Source organism: Micromonospora sp. CA-259024 (genome assembly GCF_050936255.1).
In the GTDB taxonomy this organism is placed as follows: Bacteria; Actinomycetota; Actinomycetes; order Mycobacteriales; family Micromonosporaceae; genus Micromonospora.
Map to the genome: position 1 here is coordinate 3,537,503 of NZ_JBNJND010000001.1, position 24,007 is coordinate 3,561,509.

General features: G+C 70.9%; 22 protein-coding genes. 12 read left to right on the top strand and 10 right to left on the bottom strand.

What is annotated here, in order from left to right:
* Positions 1-128 precede the first annotated feature (128 nt).
* Both ACQEUX_RS15435 and ACQEUX_RS15440 read left to right on the top strand, forming a co-directional pair.
* The gene (locus ACQEUX_RS15435; RefSeq protein ID WP_433047494.1) at positions 129-713 is read left to right on the top strand and encodes a TetR/AcrR family transcriptional regulator; all 585 of its coding nucleotides are present in this window, start codon (positions 129-131) and stop codon (positions 711-713) included.
* Positions 710-1,540 carry an alpha/beta fold hydrolase gene (locus tag ACQEUX_RS15440; RefSeq protein WP_433047497.1) on the top strand — a complete coding sequence of 277 codons (831 nt, stop codon included), beginning with the start codon at positions 710-712 and terminating at the stop codon, positions 1,538-1,540. The genes ACQEUX_RS15435 and ACQEUX_RS15440 overlap by 4 nt, the downstream gene beginning before the upstream one ends.
* A gap of 174 nt (positions 1,541-1,714) precedes the next feature.
* Here ACQEUX_RS15440 and ACQEUX_RS15445 read toward each other — a convergent pair whose 3' ends face one another.
* A complete protein-coding gene (locus ACQEUX_RS15445; RefSeq protein ID WP_433047500.1) occupies positions 1,715-1,954 on the bottom strand; it encodes a tautomerase family protein in 240 nt (79 codons plus the stop codon).
* A gap of 31 nt (positions 1,955-1,985) precedes the next feature.
* The gene (locus tag ACQEUX_RS15450; protein ID WP_433047503.1) at positions 1,986-2,702 is read right to left on the bottom strand and encodes an SDR family NAD(P)-dependent oxidoreductase; all 717 of its coding nucleotides are present in this window, start codon (positions 2,700-2,702) and stop codon (positions 1,986-1,988) included.
* 117 nt (positions 2,703-2,819) lie between these two features.
* Here ACQEUX_RS15450 and ACQEUX_RS15455 point away from each other — a divergent pair, with 117 nt between their 5' ends.
* The 3 genes from ACQEUX_RS15455 (at position 2,820) to ACQEUX_RS15465 (ending at position 6,653) form a co-directional block, all read left to right on the top strand.
* Positions 2,820-3,440 (top strand): TetR family transcriptional regulator C-terminal domain-containing protein, encoded by a 621-nt coding sequence (locus ACQEUX_RS15455; protein WP_433047506.1) that lies wholly within the window; start codon positions 2,820-2,822, stop codon positions 3,438-3,440.
* A gap of 86 nt (positions 3,441-3,526) precedes the next feature.
* Positions 3,527-5,197, top strand: coding sequence for an ATP-binding cassette domain-containing protein (locus tag ACQEUX_RS15460; protein ID WP_433047509.1), 1,671 nt, complete (start codon positions 3,527-3,529; stop codon positions 5,195-5,197).
* Entirely contained in the window at positions 5,184-6,653 is a 1,470-nt protein-coding gene (locus tag ACQEUX_RS15465) for an aminotransferase class V-fold PLP-dependent enzyme (RefSeq protein WP_433047512.1), read from the top strand. The genes ACQEUX_RS15460 and ACQEUX_RS15465 overlap by 14 nt, the downstream gene beginning before the upstream one ends.
* A 27-nt stretch (positions 6,654-6,680) precedes the next feature.
* Here the strand turns inward: ACQEUX_RS15465 and ACQEUX_RS15470 are convergent, their stop codons facing one another.
* Positions 6,681-7,079: a hypothetical protein gene (locus tag ACQEUX_RS15470; protein ID WP_433047515.1), complete on the bottom strand. Its 399-nt coding sequence runs from the start codon at positions 7,077-7,079 to the stop codon at positions 6,681-6,683.
* Between the two features lie 405 nt (positions 7,080-7,484).
* On the opposite strand from ACQEUX_RS15470, the gene ACQEUX_RS15475 reads away from it, so the two are divergent.
* Both ACQEUX_RS15475 and ACQEUX_RS15480 read left to right on the top strand, forming a co-directional pair.
* On the top strand, positions 7,485-8,741 hold the full coding sequence (locus ACQEUX_RS15475) for a family 16 glycosylhydrolase (protein ID WP_433047518.1): 1,257 nt from the start codon (positions 7,485-7,487) through the stop codon (positions 8,739-8,741).
* A 180-nt stretch (positions 8,742-8,921) separates the two neighbouring features.
* Entirely contained in the window at positions 8,922-9,944 is a 1,023-nt protein-coding gene (locus ACQEUX_RS15480; RefSeq protein ID WP_433047521.1) for a DUF4331 family protein, read from the top strand.
* A gap of 6 nt (positions 9,945-9,950) precedes the next feature.
* Here ACQEUX_RS15480 and ACQEUX_RS15485 read toward each other — a convergent pair whose 3' ends face one another.
* From ACQEUX_RS15485 to ACQEUX_RS15495, 3 genes are all read right to left on the bottom strand, one after another.
* Complete coding sequence (locus tag ACQEUX_RS15485; RefSeq protein ID WP_433047524.1) at positions 9,951-10,904, bottom strand: GNAT family N-acetyltransferase; 954 nt, start codon at positions 10,902-10,904, stop codon at positions 9,951-9,953.
* Between the two features lie 148 nt (positions 10,905-11,052).
* Entirely contained in the window at positions 11,053-11,283 is a 231-nt protein-coding gene (locus tag ACQEUX_RS15490; RefSeq protein ID WP_433047527.1) for a DUF2188 domain-containing protein, read from the bottom strand.
* A gap of 73 nt (positions 11,284-11,356) precedes the next feature.
* Complete coding sequence (locus tag ACQEUX_RS15495; RefSeq protein WP_433049865.1) at positions 11,357-12,019, bottom strand: M23 family metallopeptidase; 663 nt, start codon at positions 12,017-12,019, stop codon at positions 11,357-11,359.
* 121 nt (positions 12,020-12,140) lie between these two features.
* Between ACQEUX_RS15495 and ACQEUX_RS15500 the strand changes: the two genes are divergently transcribed.
* From ACQEUX_RS15500 to ACQEUX_RS15515, 4 genes are read left to right on the top strand one after another with little or no spacing between them, the layout of a single operon-like run.
* Positions 12,141-14,543 carry a PEP/pyruvate-binding domain-containing protein gene (locus ACQEUX_RS15500; RefSeq protein ID WP_433047530.1) on the top strand — a complete coding sequence of 801 codons (2,403 nt, stop codon included), beginning with the start codon at positions 12,141-12,143 and terminating at the stop codon, positions 14,541-14,543.
* A gap of 29 nt (positions 14,544-14,572) precedes the next feature.
* Positions 14,573-15,238 (top strand): PH domain-containing protein, encoded by a 666-nt coding sequence (locus tag ACQEUX_RS15505; protein ID WP_433047533.1) that lies wholly within the window; start codon positions 14,573-14,575, stop codon positions 15,236-15,238.
* Between the two features lie 51 nt (positions 15,239-15,289).
* Positions 15,290-15,853: a TetR/AcrR family transcriptional regulator gene (locus ACQEUX_RS15510; protein ID WP_433047536.1), complete on the top strand. Its 564-nt coding sequence runs from the start codon at positions 15,290-15,292 to the stop codon at positions 15,851-15,853.
* 60 nt (positions 15,854-15,913) lie between these two features.
* Positions 15,914-17,119 (top strand): low temperature requirement protein A, encoded by a 1,206-nt coding sequence (locus tag ACQEUX_RS15515; RefSeq protein WP_433047538.1) that lies wholly within the window; start codon positions 15,914-15,916, stop codon positions 17,117-17,119.
* Between the two features lie 28 nt (positions 17,120-17,147).
* On the opposite strand, the gene ACQEUX_RS15520 is transcribed toward ACQEUX_RS15515, so the two are convergent.
* From ACQEUX_RS15520 to ACQEUX_RS15535, 4 genes are all read right to left on the bottom strand, one after another.
* On the bottom strand, positions 17,148-18,464 hold the full coding sequence (locus ACQEUX_RS15520; RefSeq protein ID WP_433047541.1) for a hypothetical protein: 1,317 nt from the start codon (positions 18,462-18,464) through the stop codon (positions 17,148-17,150).
* Positions 18,465-18,476: 12 nt separating this feature from the next.
* Positions 18,477-20,003, bottom strand: coding sequence for an alkaline phosphatase D family protein (locus tag ACQEUX_RS15525; protein ID WP_433047544.1), 1,527 nt, complete (start codon positions 20,001-20,003; stop codon positions 18,477-18,479).
* A gap of 85 nt (positions 20,004-20,088) precedes the next feature.
* Positions 20,089-21,072 carry a TolB family protein gene (locus tag ACQEUX_RS15530; protein ID WP_433047547.1) on the bottom strand — a complete coding sequence of 328 codons (984 nt, stop codon included), beginning with the start codon at positions 21,070-21,072 and terminating at the stop codon, positions 20,089-20,091.
* Entirely contained in the window at positions 21,069-22,349 is a 1,281-nt protein-coding gene (locus ACQEUX_RS15535) for an MFS transporter (RefSeq protein ID WP_433047550.1), read from the bottom strand. Before ACQEUX_RS15535 ends, ACQEUX_RS15530 begins: the two co-directional genes overlap by 4 nt.
* Positions 22,350-22,570: 221 nt before the next feature.
* Here ACQEUX_RS15535 and ACQEUX_RS15540 point away from each other — a divergent pair, with 221 nt between their 5' ends.
* Entirely contained in the window at positions 22,571-23,947 is a 1,377-nt protein-coding gene (locus ACQEUX_RS15540; protein ID WP_433047553.1) for a CBM96 family carbohydrate-binding protein, read from the top strand.
* Positions 23,948-24,007 lie beyond the last annotated feature (60 nt).

Consider the following 24,007-nt stretch of genomic DNA (forward strand, 5'->3'; position numbering starts at 1 on the left):
CGTTCGGCATCGGAACAGCCGGTCTTCCCCCGACTGGGCCGTTCATGCCCCCGGGCCGGGCCAGAACACGCTCACGCCGGTGCTATCTTAGGGCGCCTAAGTTGTTTCCTAAGGAGGCAAGGTTTCGTATGCCACGGCAGGGTCTGACAAGCGCGCGCGTCTCGGCCGCCGCCGCCGAGCTGGCGGACTCGGTCGGTTTGTCGCGGTTGACCATTGCGGCCGTCGCCCGGCACTTCGGGGTCTCGGACGCCGCTCTGTACGTGCACGTCCGCAGTCGCGACGCGTTGATCGAGCACGTCGCGGTCCGGGCGGCGGCCGCGTTCGCCGACGAACTCGCGATCGCCGTGGCTGGTCGCGCCGGCCACCAGGCCCTCGTCGGGTTCGCCGACGCCTGGCGCGCGTTCGCCGTCACGCATCCGGGGCAGTACGCCGCGACCCAGCTCCAGTTACCGCCCGAGGTCGGCACGAGTTCGGCGGGGCACCTGCGGCTGATCGAGCTGAGCTACGCGATGCTGCGCGGGTACGGGCTCGACGAGCCGGCCCTGACCGACGCGATGCGATTCGTACGCAGCACCTTTCACGGCTTCGCGAGTCTCGAAGCCGCCGACGGTTTCGGCCATCCCCGCGCTGTCGACGCGTCGTGGTACTCGATCCTCGACGCGGTGCACACCACTCTGAGCAACTGGCCAACCGCAGAACGGGAGCAGAAGTGAGCAGCCACGATCAGTACCTCGAGTCGGCCGACGGGACCCGCCTGGTGGTTCGGCGCCTGGGTGCCGGCGACCCCGTCGTCCTCGTGCACGGCTCGGGTGGTGGGCTGCATTCATGGGCCGCCGTCGCGGAGCACCTCGCCCACGACCACGAGGTATGGATGCCGGCGCGACGCGGATACGGTCCCAGCGACGTCCCGCCCGGCACCAAGTCCTTCAAGGACGAGACCGCCGACCTGATCACCGTCATCGAGGCGGCACGTCAGTCCTCCGGCACGCCGGTCCATCTCGTCGGAGCGTCCTACGGAGCGACCCTGGCGTTGCACACCACATCGGCCGATCCGCGCGACGTACGCTCGCTGGCCATCTTCGAGCCCCCGCTCTTCGCGGCCGGAGCGGAGATCACACCCCTGCTCGACCGGTATCGTTCCGCCTTCGAGCGCGACGACGCCGAGGCGATGGCAGCGGCGTTGAACGACGTGACACGGGTTCCGGCGGAGATTGTCGCCGCCTTCGCTGCCGCAGCCGGCGACCGGAGGCCCGACCCGGTCGAGGCACGGCGTTCGGCGATTGGCTGGCTGCACGATCTTGAGGCCCTCGCCGAGGACAGCACGGACATCGCCCGGTGGTCCGCGATCAGCGTGCCGACCCTGCTGCTGGCCGGCGTCGACACATGGGAGCCGATGCCCACCACGATGCGCACCCTCGCGACGACGATTCGGGCGGCGCGCCACGTCGTCTGGCCGGGCCAGTCGCACTTCGTGACCATGACGGCACCCACTCTGGTCGCCGACGCTCTGCGCCAGTTCTTCGCCGAGATCTCGGCGTAGCCGAACTCGCCGGCCGTCGTCCGCTCGCCGACGGCGGTGGCCGGCGATCCACCGGCGCGAGAGGCGGTTGCCGCACCACTCAACCGACCCCGCGCGATGTGTCGCCGGCCGCCGCCGCGGAAGATCACCCACCAGCCGATGCGCGACTCTGCCGCACCGGCTGGTGGCCTGCGTCTACTCGGACACCTGAGCGCTCTGCTGCTGGCGGAACTGTTCGACCGGGAGGCCGCCTCGACCCCAGTTCTCGGTCTCGACCTCGTCGATCACCACGAAGGTCGACGTCAACGGCTTGTGCAGGACGTCGCGCAGCAGCTCGCTCACGCCCTTGATGAGGGCGGCCTTCTCCTCGGCGGTCGCGGCGGACGCGTCGGGCGTGCTGCCCTCGCGGGTGATCTGGATGGTGACGATCGGCATCGTCTGCTCCTTCTCCGGGGTTGGGACGGGGTCAGTGACCGGCGTTCTGGCCGCCGTCGACGTGCAGGATCTCGCCGGTGACGAAGGGCGCCGACTCGAGGTAGACGACAGCGTCGACCACGTCGCTGGTCTCGCCCATCCGGCCGACCGGGTGCAGGCCGGCGAGTGTCTGGTGCGTCTCGACCGGGTGCATCGGGGTCTTGATCACGCCGGGCGCGACGGCATTGACCCGGACGCCGCGAGCCGCGTACTCGATGGCCAGCGACTTGGTCGCCGAGCTGAGGCCGCCCTTCGTCAGCGACGCGAGCACGGACGGGACGTTCGAGTTGGGCTGGTCGACGAAGCTGGTCGTGATGCTGACGATGTGCCCGGCGCCGGTGGCCAGCAGGTGCGGCAGGACCCGCCGGGTGAGGTGGAAGAACCCGGCGAGGTTGATCCCGGTGACCTGGTCGAAGTCCTCGTCGGTGTAGTCGGTGAACGGCTTGGCGACGAAGACGCCGGCGTTGTTCACCAGGGTGTCGATGCGCCCGAAACGGTCGAGGGCGGCACGAACGACCCGCTCTGCCGTGTCCGCCTCGGCGATGTCGCCGCGAACGGTGACGATCTGCGGGTCGTCGGCGACGCCGATCGAGCGCGAGGTCGCCACGACGCCGTACCCGAGCTTGCGGTAGGCGTTCACGAGGTCGGCGCCGATGCCCTGCGAGGCACCGGTGATCACAACGACCTTCTGTCCCTGACTGGTGCTCATGAGAACCACTTCCTGACTGGTGGGGGCCTGGCGGCCCTGACCTCGACGGCCCGGCTCGACGACCACTAGACGACTGGTCTACTAAAAGCTAGCCGACCGGTCGTGTATCGTCGAGGCATGGGACGCACGAGTGACGCGCGGAACAAGATCCTGGACGCGGCCGCCACGCTGATCGAGCAGCGCGGCTACTCGGCGCTGGGCGTGGCCGAGATCTGCACGGCGGCGGGCGTGCCGAAGGGCAGCTTCTACTACTTCTTCGAATCCAAGCAGGCGCTCGCCCGCACCGTCATCGACGAGCACTGGGCCACCCAGCGCCGCCAGTGGGAGCAGTTGCTCGGCAGCGGGCACGACCCGCTGCGACGGCTACGGGACCTGTTCGAGGCCACCGAGGAGGTCCAGCGCGCCGGCCAGCAGAAGGCCGGCGTGGTCACCGGCTGCCTGTTCGGCAACCTCGCCCTGGAACTCAGCAACCAGGCCGAGGAGATCCGAGGTCGACTTCAGGAGATCTTCGAGGAGCAGATCAACCTCATCGAGCGGGTGGTCGTCGAGGCGAAGGAGCGTGGCCTGGCCGGCCCGTCGGTCGACACGCGGGACGCCGCCCGGTCCATCGTCGCCCAGATCGAGGGACGGGTCCTGCTCGCGAAGCTGCTCAACGACCCCGCCCAGCTGGAGACGCTGTGGCGCAACTGCCTGGACCTCCTCCAGGTGCCGGCGGAAGCGCGGACCGCGACCCACTGAGGGGCGGTGTCGACGCGCGCGGGGACGTAGCATCGGCGAGGCACGATGTTCAGGCGGCCCCCGCGACCGGATCGGGCACACGCGACATGACGACCGAGCAGACCTCTCCCCCGCGTACCGGCGTCGGCATCACGGCCAGCGGCCTGGGCCAGAGCGTCCGGGACGGCCGCCGGATCCTCGACGACGTCTCGTTGGCCGTCGAGCCCGGCGAGATGGTCGCGATCATCGGCGCCAGCGGCGCCGGCAAGACCACCCTGCTGGAGACACTCGCCGGGATCCGGCGACCGCTGTCCGGCACCGTGTCGTACGACGGCCAGGGCGCAATCGGGTACGTCCCGCAAGACGACATCATCCACCGGGAGCTGCCCCTGGACCGCACGCTACGGTACGCGGCTCGGCTGCGCCTGCCACCGGGGACCGGCCCGGTCGAGGCGGCCGACCGGGTCACCGAGGTGCTCGCCGAGCTGCGGCTGACCGAACGGGCCGCCGTCCCGGTGGGCCGACTCAGCGGTGGTGAGCGCAAACGAGCCAGCATCGCCGTCGAGCTGCTCACCCGGCCCGGCGTGTTCTTCCTCGACGAACCCACCTCCGGGCTGGACCCGGCGATTGCCGTGGAGCTGCTCCGGGTGCTCCGCGCCCTCGCCGACGCGAGGACCACCGTCGTGCTCACCACCCATCAGATCACCGACGTGGACCGCTGCGACCGGGTCGTCGTGCTGACCCGCCAGGGGCGTCTGGCGTTCACCGGCACGCCGGCCGCCGCGCGGGAGTTCTTCGGGCTGCCGTCCCTCGCGGAGGTGCACCTGCGACTCGACGAGGAGACGGACCCGGCGGCCTGGCCCGACCGCTTCGCCGCGTACCGCCACGGCGACCCGCCGGCCCGCAGGGCTGAATCGGGCGCCGGCAGGTCGGAGCGCCGGCAGGTCGGCCGGCTGCGCCAGTGGGCCGTTCTCACCGTGCGCGACGCGGAGGTCGTCGTCCGCAATCGGCTGACCCTGGCGATCCTGCTCGGCTCGCCGCTGATGGTGCTCGGCATGTTCGCCCTGCTGTTCCGTCCCGGGGCATTCGACCCGGCTCAACCGAGCCCGAACGTGACCGTGATGATCCTGTTCTGGATCGCGTTCGGCGGCTTCTTCTTCGGACTGACCTACGGGTTGCTGCAGATCTGCACCGAGCTACCGATCCTGCGCCGGGAGCGGCTGGCGGGTGTCCGGCTGGTGCCGTACCTGATGGGAAAGGTCGCGGTGCTGCTGCCGCTACTGGCCCTCGTGGACCTGGCCCTGCTCGGGGTGTTGCGCGGGATCGACCGGCTGCCACCGGTCGACGGCCCCGAGTTCGCCGCCCTGTACGCGACCCTGCTGCTCTCCTCGGCGGCGGCACTCGCCCTCGGCCTGCTGTGCTCCGCGGCCGTGTCCGACGCGGCCCAGGCGACACTCATGCTGCCGATGCTCTGTTTCCCGCAGGTGCTGTTCGTCGGTGCGATCCTGCCGGTGCCGTCCATGGCGGTCGGCGGGCAGTGGCTCAGCTACGCGATGTCGAACCGGTGGGCGTTCGAGGGGCTGGGGCACACCGCCGGGGTGGAACGGCTCTGGCGCGACGGCGGCTCCCCGCTCGGCCCGCCGCTGCTCGAGACCTACGGCGACAGCTTCTCCCGGCCGGTGTGGGTGAACTGGCTGGTGCTCGGCGGCTTCGTGGTGCTCTTCCTGGGTGCCACCTGGGCGGTGCTGGTCCGCCGGGGTGACCGTGGCACGACCTGAGCCGACGCAGCACACCTCCCCGACGGCACTGCCCGGATACCCGGCCACCGGCCGGATCGACGAACTGCGCGCCACCGAGTACCGCCACCTGGACCGGGACGGACGGGTCTACCTCGACTACGCCGGAGCCGGGGTGGTGGCGCAGGCCCAGGTACGCGAACATCACGATCGATTGCTCGCCGGCCTGTACGGCAACCCCCACTCGGAGAACCCGACCAGCGCGGCGGCCGGCTCGCTGGTCGAGTCGGCTCGGCGCACGGTGCTCGACTTCTTCCGCGCCGACCCGGCCGAGTACGCGGTCGTCTTCACCCCGAACGCCAGCGGCGCCTGCCGGCTGGTCGGCGAGGCGTACGACTTCGGCCGGACGGCGCCGTTGGTGCTGACCTGGGACAACCACAACTCGGTCAACGGCATCCGCGAGTACGCCCGGGCGGCCGGCGCGGCCGTGCGCTACGTACCGCTGAGTGGGCCGGAGCTGCGGATCGCCGAGTCGGATGTGGTGACGCTGCTCGACGCCGGCCGGAGCGGGCTGGCCGGGCGGTGGGGTCGGGTGGGTCGCCGAGGGTTGTTCGCCTACCCGGCGCAGAGCAACTTCTCCGGCGTGCACCATCCGCTGAGCTGGGTGGAGGTGGCTCACCAGCACGGGTACGACGTTCTGCTCGACGCCGCCGCCTTCGCGCCGACGAACCGGCTGGACCTCAGCGTCGTCCGGCCGGAGTTCGTGTGTCTGAGCTGGTACAAGCTCTTCGGCTATCCGACCGGGGTCGGCGCGCTGCTGGCCCGCCGCGACGCGTTGGCCCGGCTGCGCCGGCCGTGGTTCGCCGGCGGCACGATCCGGGCGGTCAGCGTGCAGGGCGACTGGCACCGGCCGATGGACGACGAGTCGGCGTTCGAGGACGGCACGCTCAACTTCCTGAGCATCCCGGACGTGCAGTTCGGGTTGCGCTGGCTCGACGCGATCGGGGTGGACCTCGTCCACTCCCGGGTCGGCCTTCTCACCGAATGGCTGCTGGAGCGGCTCACCACCCTGCGGCACGACAACGGTCGACCTCTGACCGAGGTGTACGGGCCGGCGACGGGAAAGGGGCGCGGCGGCACGGTGACGTTCAACCTCCGTGACCCGAATGGCGACCTGGTCGACGAGCGACTCGTCGCGCGGGAATCAGCGGCGGCCGGCTTCTCCCTACGTACCGGCTGCTTCTGCAACCCGGGCGCGGGGGAGGGCGCGTTCGGGATCAGCCGGGAGTCGGTACGACAGCGACTGCTGGCGCGGGTCGACACGATCGACCAGTACCTCACCGCGCTGCGCCTGCCGACCGGCGGCGCGGTCCGCGTCTCGTTCGGACTGGCCTCCAGCGCGACCGACGCGGAGCGCTTCGTCGCCTTCGCCCAGTCGACCTACCTGAACCGTGACGTCGGCGCCGCGTCACCTCTGCCACCCCGGCTGCGCTGTTGACCATGGCGCGCGGGGTGCCGTCGGCGTTCAGCTGACCTGGGCCACCGGTGCCGGGCGGTGCTTGATCTCCTCCATGAAGGGGAACCGGGCGGTCAGCTCGGCGACCGTCAGCCCGGCCCGCCAGGCCGAGGCCACCTGGGCGACCTGCGCCAGATCCATGACGTCGCCTCGCGCGAGGACCTCCCCCGCGACCCGAAGGTCGATCATGAAATATCGGGCCTGCGATCCCAGCTTCACGCAGACCACGCCCTGCTCGGAGTGCAACTCGGCGCAGGTGAACCGGCTCCGCCCCCGCTCGGGCGCGCTGACCTGGCCGACGTCGAGCCCGAGGCGGGTAGCGGTTTCGATGAGCGCGGGGGCCAGCCCACCCCGCTCGACCAGGTCCGGGTAGAGGCGCACACCCAGCGCCGTCGACGCGTCGCTCATGACTGACTCCCACTTCCTTGTGACAGAGACCAGCAGCGCGCAGGTTACGGAGAGGTTTCCGGCACGCCTCGCCATCCTGTCCCGCGTGGACGCCCCACGGCAATAGGAAGGGTCGATTCGACCGCTATCGAGTAACACCGGCCCGCGCCTCGATGAGCGCGTCGGCGACTCTTCCGACGGGCTGCGGCCGTCCATCTCGGAGGCATGGATCGGTGTCACGCCGTGGTCGGGCCGCGCCGGCCCGGCAGCCCGCCCCGTACTGGCCGGCATCAGGCGGTAACGGACGGTCGGTGTATTGGAAACACTCTTGACAGAAATCCATCATATCGACATGCTTCGTTATAGAGAGCGCTCTCCATTTCTCCGGCACGCACCCTCCGCCACCCCCTCGCTGAGGAGCCTCCCGTGTTCACAGCCCGCCCCAGACTCCGCTTTCGCCCCCTCGTGCTCGCGGCGGTCGCCCTCGTCGCGACCGCCGCGGCGCTCGTCTTCCCGGCACAACCCGACCGCGCCGAGGCCGCCATCGGCCCGATCACCTGGCAGGACGAGTTCAACTCCCCGGCCGGTACGCCCGTCGACCAGAACAAGTGGCGCTTCGACATCGGCGGCAGCGGCTGGGGCAACAACGAGCGGCAGTACTACACGAACAGCACCAGCAACGCCGTCCACGACGGGCAGGGCAACATGGTCATCACCGCCCGCCGGGACAACCCCAACAACTACCAGTGCCACTACGGGCGCTGCGAATACACCTCCGCGCGACTGCTGACAGCGGCCACCTTCACCCAGACGTACGGGCGATTCGAAGCCCGGATCAAGGTTCCGCGGGGTCAGGGCATCTGGCCGGCGTTCTGGATGCTCGGGACCGGCGGCGGGTGGCCCGACGCCGGCGAGATCGACGTCATGGAGAACATCGGCCGGGAGCCCAACACCGTCTACGGCACCGTGCACGGGCCCGGCTACTCCGGCGGCGGCGGCATCACCGGCAGCCGCACCCTCGGTGCACCGCTCGCCGACGGCTTCCACACCTACCGGGTGGACTGGGAACCGAACGTGATCACGTGGTATCTGGACGGGGTCCAGTACCACCGGGTCGATCCCGCCCGGCTCGGCGGCAACCGCTGGGTGTTCGACCACCCCTTCTTCATGATCCTCAACGTGGCGGTCGGCGGTAACTGGCCCGGCTACCCGGACGGCACCACACAGTTCCCGCAGCAGATGCTCGTCGACTACGTCCGGGTATCCAGCTACACCTCCGGTGGAGGCGACCCAGCTCCCGGCACCAGCCGGATCAGGGGAACGCAGAGCGGCCGGTGCATCGACATCCCCGGCGCCAACCCGGTCGAGGGCGCCAAGCTGCAGATCTGGGACTGCAACACCACCGCGGCGCAGAGCTGGACCTTCGCCGCCGACGGGACCGTCCGCGCGATGGGCAAATGCATGGACCCCGCCTGGGCCGGCACCGCCAACGGCACCGAGGTCAACCTGGTCAGCTGTAACGGCAACCCGGCGCAACGCTTCACCCTCAACGCCTCCGGCGACCTGGTCAACGTCAGCGCCAACCGGTGCGTGGACGTGCGGGACGCCAACCCCAACAACGGCGGCAAGCTGCACCTGTGGGACTGCATCGGCGCGGCCAACCAGAAGTGGACCCGCATCTGACGACGCCGACACGAGCGAGCGGGTGGGCCGTCCGAGCACAGCTTCGGGCGGCCCACCCGCCGCATGCCGCCCCTCCGCCACCCACCGGGCGAGCCCGGATTCTCCCGATGACGCGGCGCGCCGAGTCATGCCCGCTATGTTCGGATTAATCCAGAATCCAGCATTTCCGGGAGTGAGTTCATGTCCCACCACCTCGACACCCCCCTCGCCGCCCAGGGCGGCCAGCTCTATATCGACGACCTGTACGTCTTCAACGGCGACCGCGCCACGGTCTTCGTCATGGACGTCAACAGCTCGGTGACCAGGGCCGACATCAAGCGCGGCTTCCACGCCGAGGCGCGCTACGAGATCAAGATCCACGTCAACCGCGGGGAGATGGAGGAGCTGACCTACCGATTCGCCTTCGGCGAGCCGGACGGCGACGGCAAGCAGGCCCTCCAGTTGTACGAGCTCACCGGAGCGGATGCCCGCGACGACGCCGCGATGGGCACCCCCATCGCCGAGGGGCGGACCGGCGAGGTGTCGACCGGCGCCAACGTCCGGATCTGGGCCGGACGGATCACCGACCCGTTCTTCGTCGACCTCGACGAACTCGCCACCATCAACGGTGCGGTCAAGAACGGTTCGAAGGTGGACCGGTCAGCGTGGCGAGTCGACCAGGCCAAGAACAGCTTCGCCGGCACGACCGTCGAGTCGATCGTCCTCGAGGTCTCCCATGACGAGCCACTGCTGCGTGACGGCACCGAGATCGGCGTGTGGTGTCGCACCCTGCTGGCCACCGACGCCGGGGGATGGCGCCAGATCAACCGCGCCGGCCACCCGATGATGTGGCCGATCTTCTGGCCGCACGACACCGACTTCTCGGACCCGGCCAACTTCCGACACCCCGGCAGGGACCTCGCCGAGGACGGAGAGGAGATCGCCAACGCGGTCGCGGGCGTCGTCGCGGCGAACGGCACCGCACCGGACCCGCAGGCGTACGGCTGGAGCGTCGCCCGGCAGCTCTACCCCGACCTGCTGTCGTACACGGTCGGCACGGCCGCGAACTACGGCTTCGCGGTCCGCAACGGCCGCACCCTGGCCGACAACGCCCCCGAGGTGATGTTCTCCCTGATCCTCAACACCGGCACCACATCCGGCCTCACCTCGGACGTCACCAAGGCCGCCCGCGCCGCCGCCTTCCCCTACGTGGTGCCAGCCTGACGGCGGCTACGCCGCACGACGAAGCAGGCTCCAGTACCCCACGCTCGGCCGCATGCCGAAGGCCCGGTTGGCCCGCAGGATGGGCTCGTTTCCGTCGTCGTTGTGAGTGGTCACGGCCCTGGCGCCCGAGCGGTACGCCTGGTCGAGGGCGCCGGCCTTCAGCGCCGTCGCCACGCCCCGGCCGCGCCAGGCCACGGCGACCCCCGTGTAGACGGTGTACCAGTCGCCGGTGCCCGCCTGCGGGGTGACCACGGTCAGCCCACACGGCGGCACGCCGGGGGCGTCGCGCACCTCGGCCACCAGGACGGTCGCATCGTCCGGGATGACCCGGCGGGCGTGCGCGAGGTCCACCTGCTGGCCCTCAGCGCCGGGCACCGGCAGGCCGGGCAGCGTACGGCCGATGCACTCGACGATCGCGGCCTCCTCGGCCTTCAGGTCCGCGACACGGACCTTGACGCCGGCGGCATCGGCGGTGCGGGCCGCTCGCTCGGCGAGATCGTCGCCGTGCCCGGGGAGGTCGAACCGCCAGCCGACGCTGTGGCGGTTGACCACCAGGCCGTACCGCTGCGCGAACCGCCGACCACGGTCGAGGTCGTCGCGGAGCGTGCTGGTCACCACGTGTTCGGGGCCGAGGTGACGCTCCGCCCAGCCGGTCAGATCGGCGGCCAGGGCGGTGCCGACACCGCGCCCGCGGTCGGCTTCCGCGACGGCCACCAGCGCGGAGACCGTGCCCGGAAACGCCGGTTCCGTGGTCAGCTTGCCGGCGCCGACGATCACTTCTGAGCGCTCGGCGACGACGGCGTGGTGGATCTGCCCGGTTTCCGCACTGGCCAACTGGTCGAGCAGCCGATGCCGCTTGTCACCGCCTGCGGCGAGGACCAGCAGGTCGGTGGCGGCGGCGATGTCAGCCGTACGCAGGGGACGGATCGTGACGTCCGCCGGAGCTGTGTGCGCAGTCACGTGATCGGAAGCTACCGTGCGCGGCCGTCCTACCAGCAATGATCTGCACCACGCCGACGCCGACCCGCCGGAGAACCGGGCGACCGGAACGGAAACGGACTGACCTCGTCGGCGCGGTCGAGGTCAGTCCGTGGGAAGCGGTCGGCTGTCAGCCGTGGATGTCACGGGGGTCGCGGCTGCGGGGGTAGGTGTTCTTCTCCCCGATCGTGCCGTCCTGCTTCTTGATCACATGCTCGACGCCACGGTCGGCCGCCATCTCGCGGCCCTGGGCCTGCGCGTCGGCCTTCCCGTCGTGCGTACTGCTGGCGCGCTCGCCGCCCTCGGGCCTGTTCTTCCACTGCCCGTCCTCGTGGTACGTCTCGACGTCGCCCTTGACCATGACCGGCTCCTCCCTGTGCCTGGACTGTCCCCCGGATCAGTGCCCCGAGCCGGGCCGGGCAAACCGGCCGTCCTCAGGAGACGGCCGGCCGGCAGTTGTTGCTCGTCCGCTTGACCGTGTATTCGCGCTCGTCGGTGGTGATGCCCGACGGCGCCCCGTCGAAGTGGGTCTCGACCTTGTCCCAGCCCCGCCGCTGCTCGTAGTGCAGGTGCGGTGCGCCGGAGTTGCCGGTGCTGCCGAGTCGCCCGATCTGGTCACCCTGGGCGACCTTCTGACCGACAGTGACCAGCGGAGGTTCGAGCATGTGCAGGTACTGCGTCTCCCACTTGCCGCCGTGGTCGATCTTCACCCAGTAGCCGCCGCCGCGCCCCCGTGGGCCGTCCGGGTTCTCCGGCGTACGGCCGCCCAGCGACCCGTTGATTCCCGCCACGGTGACCGTCCCGGCGTAGGACGCGAGTACCGGCCGACCCCATGCCTCACCCTCGGTGGGGAACAGATCGACGTCGTAGTCGTCGTGGCCGGGGTAGGTGCCGAGCTGCCACGTCTCGCCGCAGGTGACCGGCATCTGGAAGAGCGGACGCGGCCCCGGCGGTCGCAGCATCGGCACGACGACCAGTGCGACGCCGAGGACGGCCGCCACCGCGACGAGCGCGAGCAGGACGCGGGCGGCGCGACTCCGGGGGCGGCGGTGGGAGCGGGCTCTGGTCGGGCGGCCGGTCGTCACCGGGCCGAGCATGGCAGATGCCGGCAACGCCCCGGCTCCGGGTCGGGCACCCGCGCGGGTTACATTGCAGTCGCATCGCAAAGGGGGTACGGTCAGATGCAATGCAGTTGTATTGCAATGAGAGTGGGCTCCCATGCACGTGATCGCGTTGTCCGAGGCGACCGCCGACATGATCAACCTGGTCGGCGGCAAGGCGGCCGGGCTGGGCGAGATGATCCGGCACGGCGAACGGGTCCCCGCCGGTTTCTGCGTCACCACCGAGGCGCACCGGCTCGGCGTCGTCCCGACGGCCGAGGTCGTCGCCGCGTACGAGCGGCTCGGCGCGGGCCCCGTGGCGGTGCGCTCCAGCGCCACCGCGGAGGACCTCCCGGACGCGAGCTTCGCCGGGCAGCAGGACACCGTCCTCAACGTCACGGGCACCGCCGAGCTGATCGCCGCGATCGAGAAGTGCTGGGACTCGCTGCACACCGACCGCGCCACCGCCTACCGCGACGCCCGCCAGATCGATCACCAAGCGGTGCGGATGGCCGTCGTCGTGCAACGCATGATCACGCCCACGGTGGCGGGGGTGCTGTTCACCGCGAACCCGCTGACCGGCCGCCGCGACGAGATGGCGATCGACGCCGCTCCGGGTCTCGGCACGACCGTGGTGGACGGCGCGGCAACCGTGGACCACTACGTCCTCGACGGCATGACGCGAAACGACACGGGATGTCTGACGTCCACGCACCTCGCCCGACTGCGCACCACCGGTGAGCGGTTGCAGGATCACTTCGGCTGCCCGCAGGACGTGGAGTGGGCGATCGACGCGGACGACGTGCTGTGGTTGTTGCAGTCGCGGCCGATCACCAGCCTGTTCCCCCTGCCGCCGGCCACCGACAAGCCCCTTCCCCGCGTCTACCTGGAGTTCGGGCACGTCCAGGGCATGCTGCAGCCGGTGACTCCGATGGGCATGGCGACCCTGCGGGCGCAGATCACCGCGATGCTCGCCGCGCTCGGCGTCCGGGTCGAGATCGTCGACATCGGCGGGCGCCTCTACGGAGACCTGACCGACCTGGCCAGGAGCAGGTCGTCGCGCAGACGGTTGATCAAGCTCATGGCCGTCGACTTCGGCCCCCGGGCGCAGGCGGTGATGCAGCACGTCCTGGAGGATCCGCGATTCGCCCCGACCAGCGGCGGCACCGGGCGCGGCGCGGCGCAGGGGGCGGCGTCGCTGCGGACGGCCGGCCGCGCGGTGGTGGGGATCGTGCGCGCACTGGCCCGCCCCGAGACGGCACGGATCCGGATGTTCGAGGCGATCGAGCAGATGAGAGTACGGTCGGCGGCTCCCGACGACCTGCGGACCGCCGCCGACCGGCTGCGCTTCCTGCAGGCGCGGGACGCCGGAGACAGCGCCGACGCGATCATGTGGCCGATCGTCGCGGGCATGCTCGCCGCCGCGCTGCCGGCCGCACTGCTCAAGGGTGTCGCCGGCCCGGACGAGATCCACGCCGTGCTGGGCGGGATGCCGCACAACGTCACCATCGACATGGACCTAACGCTGTGGCGACTCGCCCAGGGCGCGGGCGACCACCGCCAACTCCTGCTCGACACGCCGCCGGACGAGGTGGCCGCACGCTATCTGCGCGGAACGCTGCCCGACATCGGCATGACCGCCTTCCTGGACGCGTACGGTCACCGGGGCGTCGCCGAGGTCGACCTCGGCGTGCCACGCTGGGCCGAAGATCCCACACCGGTCTTCGCCGCGCTCGCCAACTACCTGCGCGTCACCGACCCGCGACAGGGCCCCGACCAGCGCTTCCAGCGGGCCGCCGCAGCGGCGGAGACGGCGCTGGAGGAACTGGTCACGCGAACCCGCCGTCGGCGGCCGGTACGCGGTCGATTCGCGGGATTCCTGCTGCGCCGGGCCCGGTCGTTGGCCGGCCTGCGCGAGGCCGGCAAGTTCGCCGGGTTGTACCCGCTGCGGGAGACGCGCCGGCAACTGCTGCTCATCGGGGCCGACCTGACCGGCCTCGGGCTACTGGAGCAGCCCGACGACATCATGTTCCTGACCCTCGACGAGGTGCACACCGCCGTACACCAAAATGTTGATCATCGCGGCGTGGTCACCTCCCGTCGGGCCGTGCACCGCCGGGAGCTGCGCCGCCGGTCGGTTCCGGTGGCGTTGCTGTCCGACGGCACGGACGTCGAGACGGTCCTGCCGGCGGCGCCCGCCAACGACGGGACGCTCGTCGGCGTGGGTGCGTCAGCGGGCCGGGTGACCGGCCCCGCCCGGGTCGTCCACGACCCGGCCACCGCCCACATCGAGCCCGGGGACGTCCTGGTCGTCGCGACCACCGACCCGGGATGGACCCCGCTCTTCCTCACCGCCGCGGCGCTGATCAGCGAGACCGGCGCGATCATGGCACACGGCCCGACCGTGGCCCGGGAGTACGGCATCCCCGCCGTCATCTGCGTGCCGGACGCCACCCGGACGATCTCCACGGGTCAGCTCGTCACCGTGGACGGCGGCGCCGGAACCATCACCGTCCACTGACCGTTCCGCCACCACCGAGAAGGACGACCATGACCGACACGAAGGCATCGACGAGAGCGCGGGTGGGCCCGCTGCTGCGGCGCGCGGCCGAGGCCGAGGCCGCGATGTGGCGCAGCCTGTACCTGTGGGCGCGACGGCGTCCCCTGCCGCTGGGGCCCGGCGACGAGCCGTTCGGCTACCTCGGGGTGGTCAAGCCGATCCTCGGCATCTTCATCGGCCTGTCGGTGGTCGAGATTCCGATCTTCGACCTCATTGTCACCCACGTGGTGCCGTGGCGGCCCGCCCGCTGGATCGTGCTCGGCCTCGGCGTCTGGGGTCTGCTCTGGATGATCGGCCTGTTCGCCAGCATGACGATCCATCCACACGTCGTGGGTGACCGGGGCCTACGCGTGCGGCTCAGCTCGGGCATCGACATCTGGATCCCGTGGACGGACATCGAGGCACTGCGCAAGCGCTACCGCTCACTGCCCTCCAGCAAGTCCGTCCAGGTCGAGCAGGAGGGCGACCGTCAGGTCCTGCACATCTCGGTCGGCAGCCAGACGAGCATCGACGTCCTGCTGCGCCGGCCGACGACCTTCGACCTGCCGAAGGGCCGGTCGACGCCGATGAACGAGCTGCGGCTGTACGCCGACGACCCGGACGGTCTCCTCCGCAGCGCGCGAGGAACGCCCGCGAGCAACACCGTCAGCCGGTAGCCGCCGCGCTGACGCGGCGCCCGGATCACCCACTGTGAAACGATCGAGGCCATGCCCAAGAAGGTCGATCACCAGGAGCGACGCACCCTCATCGCGGACGCGTTGATGCGGGTCGCCGCGGATCAGGGCCTGGAGGCCGTCAGCCTCCGTCACGTGGCTGCGGAGGCCGGCGTGTCCGCCGGCATGGTCCAGCACTACTTCCGCACCAAGGACGAGATGATGGCGTTCGCCTTGAGTGTGGTCCGGGAACGCAGCCAGATCAGGGTCACCGAAGCGATGGCGCGACTGGGCGAGGACCCCTCTCCCCGGCTGCTGCTGCGTACGTTCATCGCGGCGCTCCTGCCGCTCGACGAGGGGACCCGTGACGACGGGCGGGTGGCGCTCGCGTTCCTCGCCTACACGGCGGTGCGACCGTCAGCCGCGCCCAGCCTGCGCGAGGACACCGCGCAACTGACCAGCTTCATCGCCAGCGTCCTGCCCACGAAGGACGCCGCTGCGGCGTCTGGCCTGCTGGCGCTGATGGAAGGGCTCGGCGTCTACCTGCTGGGCGGGCAGTACACCCCCAGGCAGGCGTTGGACGCGTTGGACGCCCACCTCGACCTGCTCTTCGGCTGATCGGGCGCAGGTAAGCGCGTTGGCCCCCGACCGGGGTGGCGTACAGACCACAATGAGCCGATGAGTCGCGGCCCTCGGTCCCGGCCGGTGCTGGTGGAGGAGGCTCACCGGGCGACGACCTTCGAGATCTTCTTCGACCTGGTGCTGGTTTTCGCGCTGACGCGGCTCATCGGCTTCATGGCGGAGTCGCTGGGACCGCTCACCCTGTACCAGGGGCTGCTGCTTCTGCTCTGGTTCTGGTACGCGTGGAGCTGCTACACGTGGCTGGGCAATCAGGTCCGTGCGGACGCCGGCCTGGTGCGAGCCGGCATGACCGTGGCGATGGCCGCCATCTTCGTTGCCGCGCTGGTGATTCCCGAGGCGTGGCAGCGCCACGACGGCGCGGTGAATCCTCCGGTGACCCTGGCCGTCGCCTACGCCGCCGTCCGAGGGCTGCACCTCGCCCTCATGCTCTACGCCTCGTCCGGCGATCCGCAGTATCGCCGGCAGACGCTGCGCTTCGCCGCGTCCACCACCCTCGCCTGGCTTCCGCTGTTCGTCGGGGCCGCGCTCGGCGGAACCGCGCAGACCGTGCTGTGGACGGTGGCCTTCCTGATCGACTACGGCGGCGGTCGGATCGCCACCGCCGCCAGCTTCGGGGAGGTCCGCAGCGGGGCGCACTTCGCCGAACGCCACGGACTGGTGCTGATCATCGTGCTCGGCGAGTCCCTGCTGTCGGCGGGTGGCGACGCCGATTCCATGGTGATCCGCTGGCCGGTGCTGGTGGCCGCGCTGTTCGGCTTCGCCGCGACGGTGTGCCTGTGGCGGCTCTACTTCGTGGACGCCGCGCCGGCCGCGGCAAGGGCGCTGAGCGACGCGCCGCAGCGCAGTCGGGACCGCCAACGCCTGGCGTCGGACGCGTACACCCTGGCCCACCTGCCGCTGGTCGCCGGGGTCGTCTACTTCGCCCTGGGCATCCATCTGTGCCTCGGCAGCCTGACCGACGGGACCCAACCCGGGGACGGCGGTGCGGCGTCGATGGGCTGGGCCCCGGCGATGGTGCTCTACGGCGGGGTGGTGCTCTATCTCGTCGGCCGGTTCCTGTTCCTGCGGCTGACCGTGCACACGTCGCCGGGCCAGCTCGTCGCGGCCGGCATCCTGCTCCTGCTGCTGCCCGTCGCCCGGTTCCTTCCCGCGCTGCCCGCCCTGGGTCTCCTCACCACCTTCCTCGCCGTACTGACCTGGTACGAGCGCACGGCCTGGTCCGCGCGAGCCGAGAACCGGTGACCGTGCGCTCGTCGAGCCGTCGGATCCGTCAGCGTGCGGTGGGGGCGGCCCGCGCCTTGCGGCGGCGCAGCTCGTCGGCGGAGACGAGCCAGGTGGAGTTCGTCGCGCCGAGGCCGAGGAGCACCTGGTCGAAGGCGTTTCCGTCGTTGTCGTCGGTGTAGCAGAGGCTCACCTCGCCCCAGGGGGACGCGGCGACGGCGAGGTGCTCCTGCCGACCCGTCGTGGTCTGGCTCAGCGCCTGCGCCGCCAGTCGGCCGTCGAAGGTGCCGTCCGGGTTGAGGCCCCGGGCCCACACGTCCGGACTGGCGCCGGACGCCGTCCAGCCCACCACGACGTTGTCCTCGTCGTCGATGCCGACGCCGGGCGCGACGGCCCCGGTTCCGGTGGAGACCTGAACCTCGCCGTGCCGGGCGGTGCCGGCGGCGGTGAACGAACGCGCCCAGACACCTCGGGTGCCGGTGTGGTCGGATTCCCACCCGACGGTGAAGTCGCCGGCGAAGGTCGCCGCGACGGAGGCCCGCCGCTGCTGCCCGCCGCTCTGCGCGTTGGCCGTCCGCCGTGACAGCACCACCGCGCCGTTGGAGCGGGCCAGCCGGGTCAGACCGATGTTGTACGAGCCGTTCGCGTCGGCGTCCTCGTCCCAGACCACCAGCGCCTCGCCGGACGCCGACACCGCCACGTCGGGGCGGTGGTGGGCGCCGGTCGTCTGCGAGGCCGTCACCTCGTACGCCTTGGTGGTGGCGGCGGTGAAGCCGGCGGCCCTGACAGTGGCGGGAGCGGTCCCCTGCACGTCCTCCCAGACCACGGTGAAGCCGACCGCGGCGGCGTTGGTGGGCGCGCCGTCCGGGTCGACCGCCACCTTCGGCCAGATCTGCTGTCCCGCGTCGGAGGCGTTGGCCTGCCCCGAACCGAGCACCGCGCCGCTCGGCGAGACCACCCGGTACTGAATGTTGTAGACGCCGTTGCCGTCGCCGTCGGCGGCCCAGACCACCACCGCGTTGCCCTTGTCGTCGAGCCCCACGTCGGGGCTGATGTGCCGCCAGGCGGCCCCGCTGGTGCCTCCGGTAGACAGCTTCAGCTCGTAGCCGGGCGTGCCGTCGCGAAACAGGCGCAGGTAGATCTCGCTGTGGGTGTCGTCCTCCGGAGCGGTGCTGTCCCGGTCGTCCTCCCACACCACCGCGACGTGACCGTTGCGGTTCATGGCGATGGCGGGCAGGTCCTGGTCGCCGGTGGCGACGCTGTTCGCGGTGGTCCAGGTGACCGCCTCGGCGGTCATGGCGGTCGGGGCTGGCACCACGTTCGGGACCAGCAGGGACGCGGTGAGCAGTGCGGTGATTGCGGTCATGGTGGCTCTCCCCTACCCGGCCTGCAGGCCGGGCTGGCCGTCGAGGATGACGAACGAGCGCACGGTGGACGCCGCCGCGCCGTGCTCGGTCACCGTGTTCACCGCGCGGAAGTCCGCGCGGACCTGGCTGCGGCTGATCGTGGTGCGGACGTAGCCGCGCCGGTCCGAGTAGAACTTCAGGTGCGGGTTGGCCGCCGCGTTCGGCACGGTGGTGCTGCCGCTGCCGTTGCCGGTCGAGCTGATCGAGGTGCAGACCAGCTCGGTGCCGATGGTGGCCGAGGACGGGTTGGCGTAGTCGGCCTTCAGCTCGTTGGCCCACGACCGGTGCACGTCGCCGGTGAGCACCAGCGGGTTGCGCACCCCACGCTGCTGCCAGCCGGTCTGGATCCGACTGCGGGAGGCCCGGTAGCCGTCCCACGCGTCCATGCTCGCCGCCCCGTTCGCGTCGAGCTGCTGGGCGAAAAAGACCTGCTGACCGAGGATGTCCCAGGTGCCGTAGTGCTGGGCCAGCCCGTCCAGCAGCCAGCTCTCCTGGGTGGCGCCGGTCAGCGACCGGGAGGCCAGGTCCGCGTCCGCGCAGACCTTCCAGCCGTCACCGCAGGCCTGGTCGTCGCGGAACTGCCGCGTGTCGAGCATGTGGAAGGTGGCGAGCTGACCCCACCGGACGCGCCGGTACAGCGGGATGCTGTTGCCGTTCGCCGCCGAAGCCGGCCGCAGCGGCATGTTCTCGTAGTAGGCCCGGTACGCGGCGCTCCGCCGGGCGGTCCACTGCGCGGCGGTCAGCGTCGGGCTGCTGTCGTTGCGGACCATGGTGGCGTAGTTGTTCTCCACCTCGTGGTCGTCCGGCACGACCAACCAGGGCGCCGCCGCGTGTGCCGCCTGCAGGTCCGGGTCGGACTTGTAGAGCGCGTAGCGGCGGCGGTAGTCGGCCAGCGACACGATCTCGGCGCCGACGTGTTGCCGTACGGCGGAGGTGTTGACGCCGCCCTCGTAGATGTAGTCGCCCAGGTGCAGGATCAGCCCGGGATTGTCCTCGGCCATCCGCCGGTACGCGGTGTAGTAGCCCGCCTCGTAGTGGGCGCAGGAGGCGAAGGCCATCACCAGGTCGCGACCGAAGCTGCTCGGTGCCGGGGCGGTCCTCGTCCGCCCGACCGGGGAGATCTGACCCTGGGCGCGGAACCGGTAGTAGTAGTCGGAGTCGGCGGCGAGCCCGCCCGCGACCACGTGCACCGAGTGCGCGTCGGCGTAGCGGGCGACCACCGACCCGGACGCGACCAGCGAGGTGAACCGGTCGGTGGTGGACACCTGCCACTCGACGGTCACGTCGGCGTTGGCCATGCCGCCCTGCCCATCCGCGTTGAGCGGTGACGGTGCCAGCCGGGTCCAGAGGACCACGCTGTCGGGCGCCGGATCACCGGACGCGACACCAAGTTTGAAGGGGTACGGCACCGCGGCTCGGGCACCCACTCGGGGTGTCACCGCGATGCCGCCGGCCACGAGTCCACTGAGGACGAAGATGCGACGGCTCAGCCTTGTCATGAGCCATACCCTCGGAAACGTCGATGAACGGCGATGGGTGTGGCGCGGAAGCCGACATGACGGAATGCTGTCCGCACCAAGGCGGTCAGGTGAGCGGTGACGGGGATTCGGCGCCGGGGACCGTCAGCATCGGCGTACCGGACCCGTCCGCCGGGACACTCCAGACGTCGGGTTGGCCGTCGCTCTGGCGCAGCGTGTACGCCAGTGTCCCGCCGTCCAGCCAGGCGGCCTGGTCGTCCACGCTGTTGGTCTCGGCGGTCGCGGTGACCCGCATGGTCGCCAGGTCGAGGACCGACAGGCGCCAGCCCTTCGCCGGATCGGCGTCGATCGCCTCCTTGAACGCGACCCGGGTGCCGTCCGGTGACAGCGACGGGCACTCGACGTTCTCCTTCAACGTCTCGACCGTGCGGGCGGCGAGGTCACCCCGGACGAGGTACCTCCTGCCGCCGGTCGACATGGTCGCGTAGAAGCGGTTGTCGTCGGCGGTGAAGGTGACGCCCCAGTAGTTGACGTCCGGGTTGCGGTAGCCGCGGCCGTCCCGCGTGATCGCGAACTCTTCGAGCGAGGCCACCGTGGCGCCGGTGGTGGTGTCGAGGATCCCGGTGCGGGTGGAGAAGCCGCTGGAGGTGTAGGAGTCGCCACCGACGAACGTCGTCCAAGAGACCATCCGGCCGGAGGCCGAGACCCGGGCCCGGTTCGGCAGGCCGGGCACACTGACCGCCCGCGTCTGGCGCAGTGCCGCGTCGAGCACGACAACCTGGTACGACCATGCCGTCTCCGGTTTCAGGCAGACACCGGTACCGGCCGCGGCGTACACCCGGAGGCATTCCAGGCCGGAGACGATACGCGGCCCGGCGGGGTCGGTCGTGGCGACGGTGGAGACATGCCGGTCGGTGATCGCCAGCAGGCGCGGGCCAGGTGCCAGGGTGACCGCCTGCTGGCCGGTGACGGGCGGGGGCGTCCGGGCAGGTTCGGCCGCGGTGGCCACGTAGCCGGCCGCCACGCTGCCCAGCAGCACGGCCGAGGCGACCAGCACGCCGAGCTTCGCTCGGGTCGACATCGCGGTCATCGGGGCACCTTCCGGGTGGTGAGTCGGGACGGAGAGGCCAGCAGGAGCAGCGTGGCGACCAGGACGCCGGCGACGGCGAGGGCCGCCGCGCGGATCGCGTTCTCCGGCCCCCACGCCTGCCAGGCGAGACCGAACAGGACGGAGGAGACGAGGTACGCCAGGGCCTGCCCGGTCTGGACCAGCGCGATTCCGGTGGTCCGCAGCCGTGCCGGCAGCACCGGGCCGGCGAGCGCGATGAGCACGCCGTCGGTGGCCGCGTAGAACGCGCCGTACAGCGTCAGGGTCAGGGCGATCAGCGGCCAGCCGTCGACCGGGCCGGCCAGCAGCAGGTACGTCGCGCCGAGGGCTGTGTATCCGCCGATCACCACCGGCAGTCGGCCGATCCGGTCGGCGAGTACGCCGAGCGGGGCGGCGAGCACCAGGTAGGCAAGGCTGGTCCCCACCGCGAGCAGCGGAAACCAGCGCAGGCCGAGGTCCTCGCGGCGCTGCAGCAGCAGGTAGACGAAGCCGTCGCCGATGGTGGCCAGCCCGAGCATCGCCGCGGCCAGCACCAGCCGGCGGGCGGGTCCGCTGCGGAGCAGGCCGATCGCCTCGCGGACGGAGACCTTCGGGTCGTTCGGGCCGTCCGTCGCCGCACCGGGCGGCCGCTCGCGAACGAAGAGCACCAGCACCACGACGGCCAGGGCGGCGATGCAGAAGCTGGTGACGAAGACCGCGTCGTACGACTGCCCGACGACCAGCAGGACCGCGAACGCGGCCAGCGGCCCGAGGAAGGCACCTACGCTGTCCATCGCCCGGTGCACCCCGAACGCACGACCCAACGCCTCAGGTGGCGTGGAGAGCGTGATCAGCGCGTCGCGCGGCGCGCTGCGCACACCCTTGCCGAGCCGGTCGACGGCGATGACGGCGCCGATCGCCGGTATCGACCGGCCGGCGACCAGCAGACCGAGCTTCGCGACCGCCGAGAGCGTGTAGCCGACACCGGCGATCAGCTTGCGCCGTCGGAACCGGTCGGCAGCGAAACCACCGACGATCCGCAGCAGCGCGGTGGCCCCGGTGTGTACGCCGTCGAGCACGCCGAAGGCCACCGGACTGAGCTGCAGGCCCAGCACCAGATAGAGCGGCAGGACGGCGGCCACCATCTCGGCGGAGACGTCGGTGATCAGACTGACCGTGCCGAGGGCGACGACGTTGCCGCTGACCATCGCGAACCGTCGGCGCCGTGGCCCGGATTCGGGTGGTTCGGCGACCGGTCGGGAGACGGTCGACAGGTACACGAGCATCTCCTCGGATCGACGGCTGACGGTCAGCCATCGTCCGTACTCATCGGACCGCGCACAACGGACCCCGCGTGGCGGCCGGGCGAGGTACGGGTGAACGCACCCCCAACACCGAGGTGTTCGCCTGCCGGGACGCACTGTTCATCCACTCGTCGCCGGCCGGCTCATCGACCTTCCTACATTCCTTGCGCTCTTCCCCCGATACGAAGGAGTCCGGAGTGGACATTCGATTCCCCCGTCCGTCGGTGACACTGGGGGCGGTCGCGGTGCTCGTCGCCGCCACCGCCACCGTCGTCGTGACCGGCGCTGGCGCGGCGTCGGCAGCGAGCGTGACCTTCACGCCGGTCGCCGACACCTACGTCCAGAGCGACGCGGCCTCCACCAACTACGGCACGTCCACGCAGGTCGTGGTGGACAACTCGCCCGTGCGACGCTCGTTCCTGCGCTTCACCGTGAGCGGTGTCAGCGGCACGGTGACCAGCGCCAAGCTGCGACTGCGCACAATCAGCGGCAACAGCGGCAGCGACGCCGGTGGCACGTTCCGCCGGATGTCCAACACGACATGGTCGGAGACCGGCACCACCTGGAACAACCAGCCGGCCATCGACGGAGCCACGCTCGGCACGATCGGCGCGGTCAGCGGCAACACCTGGTACGAGGTCGACGTCACGGCCGCCGTCACCGGCAACGGCACGTACAGCTTCGGTGCGACCTCCGCCAGTGGTGACGGCGCCTACTACGACACCCGCGAGAGCGGAGCCGACGCCCCACAGTTGGTGGTCACCACCGGCACCACGACGCCCCCGTCCGGGGACCCGGTGTTCGTCGGTGCCGGCGACATCGCCAACTCCGGCTCCGGCGACAGCGCCACCGCGACGCTGCTCGACAGCATCCCGGGGACGGTCTTCACCACCGGCGACAACGTCTACGACGACGGCACCGCGTCGCAGTTCAACAGCTACTACGAGCCCACCTGGGGTCGGCACAAGGCGCGCACCCGTCCGTCGCCGGGCAACCACGACTACAACACCTCGGGCGCGACCGGCTACTACAACTACTTCGGTACGTCTGCCGGCCCGAGCGGGCGGGGCTACTACTCGTTCGACCTCGGCAACTGGCACATCGTGTCGCTGAACTCGAACATCAGCATGTCGGCGGGCTCGGCGCAGGAGCAGTGGCTGCGCGCGGATCTGGCCGCCAGCAGCAAGCCGTGCACCATGGCGTACTGGCACCACCCGCTGTTCACGTCCAGCTCCAACCACGCACCCTCGACGTCGACGCGTCCGCTGTACAAGGCGCTCTACGACAACAACGCCGACGTCGTGGTGTGGGGGCACAACCACGTGTACGAGCGGTTCGCCCCGATGAACCCGGCCGGTGACGCCGACGCCAGCCGGGGTCTGCGCAGCTTCGTCGCCGGGATGGGCGGTGCGAGCCACTACAGCTTCGGCACCATCCAGCCCAACAGCGAAGCCCGCAACAGCTCGGCGTACGGGGTCCTGAAGTTCACCCTGCACGCCAGCAGCTACGACTGGCAGTTCGTGCCGGTTGCCGGACAGACCTACAACGACAGTGGCACCGGCACCTGCCACTGACCGCGTGATCCCGCTGCGCCGATCGCGGCGCAGCGGGATCACCCCCGACCTCGCCGATCT

Bases quoted from the DNA above. Each gene is read 5' to 3' on its own strand.
- ACQEUX_RS15490 (WP_433047527.1), bottom strand. From the start codon at position 11,283: ATGGTCAAGGGCGACGTCGAGACGTACCACGAGGACGGGCAGTGGAAG.
- ACQEUX_RS15435 (WP_433047494.1), top strand. From the start codon at position 129: ATGCCACGGCAGGGTCTGACAAGCGCGCGCGTCTCGGCCGCCGCCGCC.
- ACQEUX_RS15450 (WP_433047503.1), bottom strand. From the start codon at position 2,702: ATGAGCACCAGTCAGGGACAGAAGGTCGTTGTGATCACCGGTGCCTCG.
- ACQEUX_RS15495 (WP_433049865.1), bottom strand. From the start codon at position 12,019: ATGCTCGGCCCGGTGACGACCGGCCGCCCGACCAGAGCCCGCTCCCAC.
- ACQEUX_RS15455 (WP_433047506.1), top strand. From the start codon at position 2,820: ATGGGACGCACGAGTGACGCGCGGAACAAGATCCTGGACGCGGCCGCC.
- ACQEUX_RS15505 (WP_433047533.1), top strand. From the start codon at position 14,573: ATGACCGACACGAAGGCATCGACGAGAGCGCGGGTGGGCCCGCTGCTG.
- ACQEUX_RS15510 (WP_433047536.1), top strand. From the start codon at position 15,290: ATGCCCAAGAAGGTCGATCACCAGGAGCGACGCACCCTCATCGCGGAC.
- ACQEUX_RS15460 (WP_433047509.1), top strand. From the start codon at position 3,527: ATGACGACCGAGCAGACCTCTCCCCCGCGTACCGGCGTCGGCATCACG.
- ACQEUX_RS15530 (WP_433047547.1), bottom strand. From the start codon at position 21,072: ATGACCGCGATGTCGACCCGAGCGAAGCTCGGCGTGCTGGTCGCCTCG.
- ACQEUX_RS15480 (WP_433047521.1), top strand. From the start codon at position 8,922: ATGTCCCACCACCTCGACACCCCCCTCGCCGCCCAGGGCGGCCAGCTC.
- ACQEUX_RS15515 (WP_433047538.1), top strand. From the start codon at position 15,914: ATGAGTCGCGGCCCTCGGTCCCGGCCGGTGCTGGTGGAGGAGGCTCAC.
- ACQEUX_RS15500 (WP_433047530.1), top strand. From the start codon at position 12,141: ATGCACGTGATCGCGTTGTCCGAGGCGACCGCCGACATGATCAACCTG.
- ACQEUX_RS15520 (WP_433047541.1), bottom strand. From the start codon at position 18,464: ATGACCGCAATCACCGCACTGCTCACCGCGTCCCTGCTGGTCCCGAAC.
- ACQEUX_RS15525 (WP_433047544.1), bottom strand. From the start codon at position 20,003: ATGACAAGGCTGAGCCGTCGCATCTTCGTCCTCAGTGGACTCGTGGCC.
- ACQEUX_RS15470 (WP_433047515.1), bottom strand. From the start codon at position 7,079: ATGAGCGACGCGTCGACGGCGCTGGGTGTGCGCCTCTACCCGGACCTG.
- ACQEUX_RS15445 (WP_433047500.1), bottom strand. From the start codon at position 1,954: ATGCCGATCGTCACCATCCAGATCACCCGCGAGGGCAGCACGCCCGAC.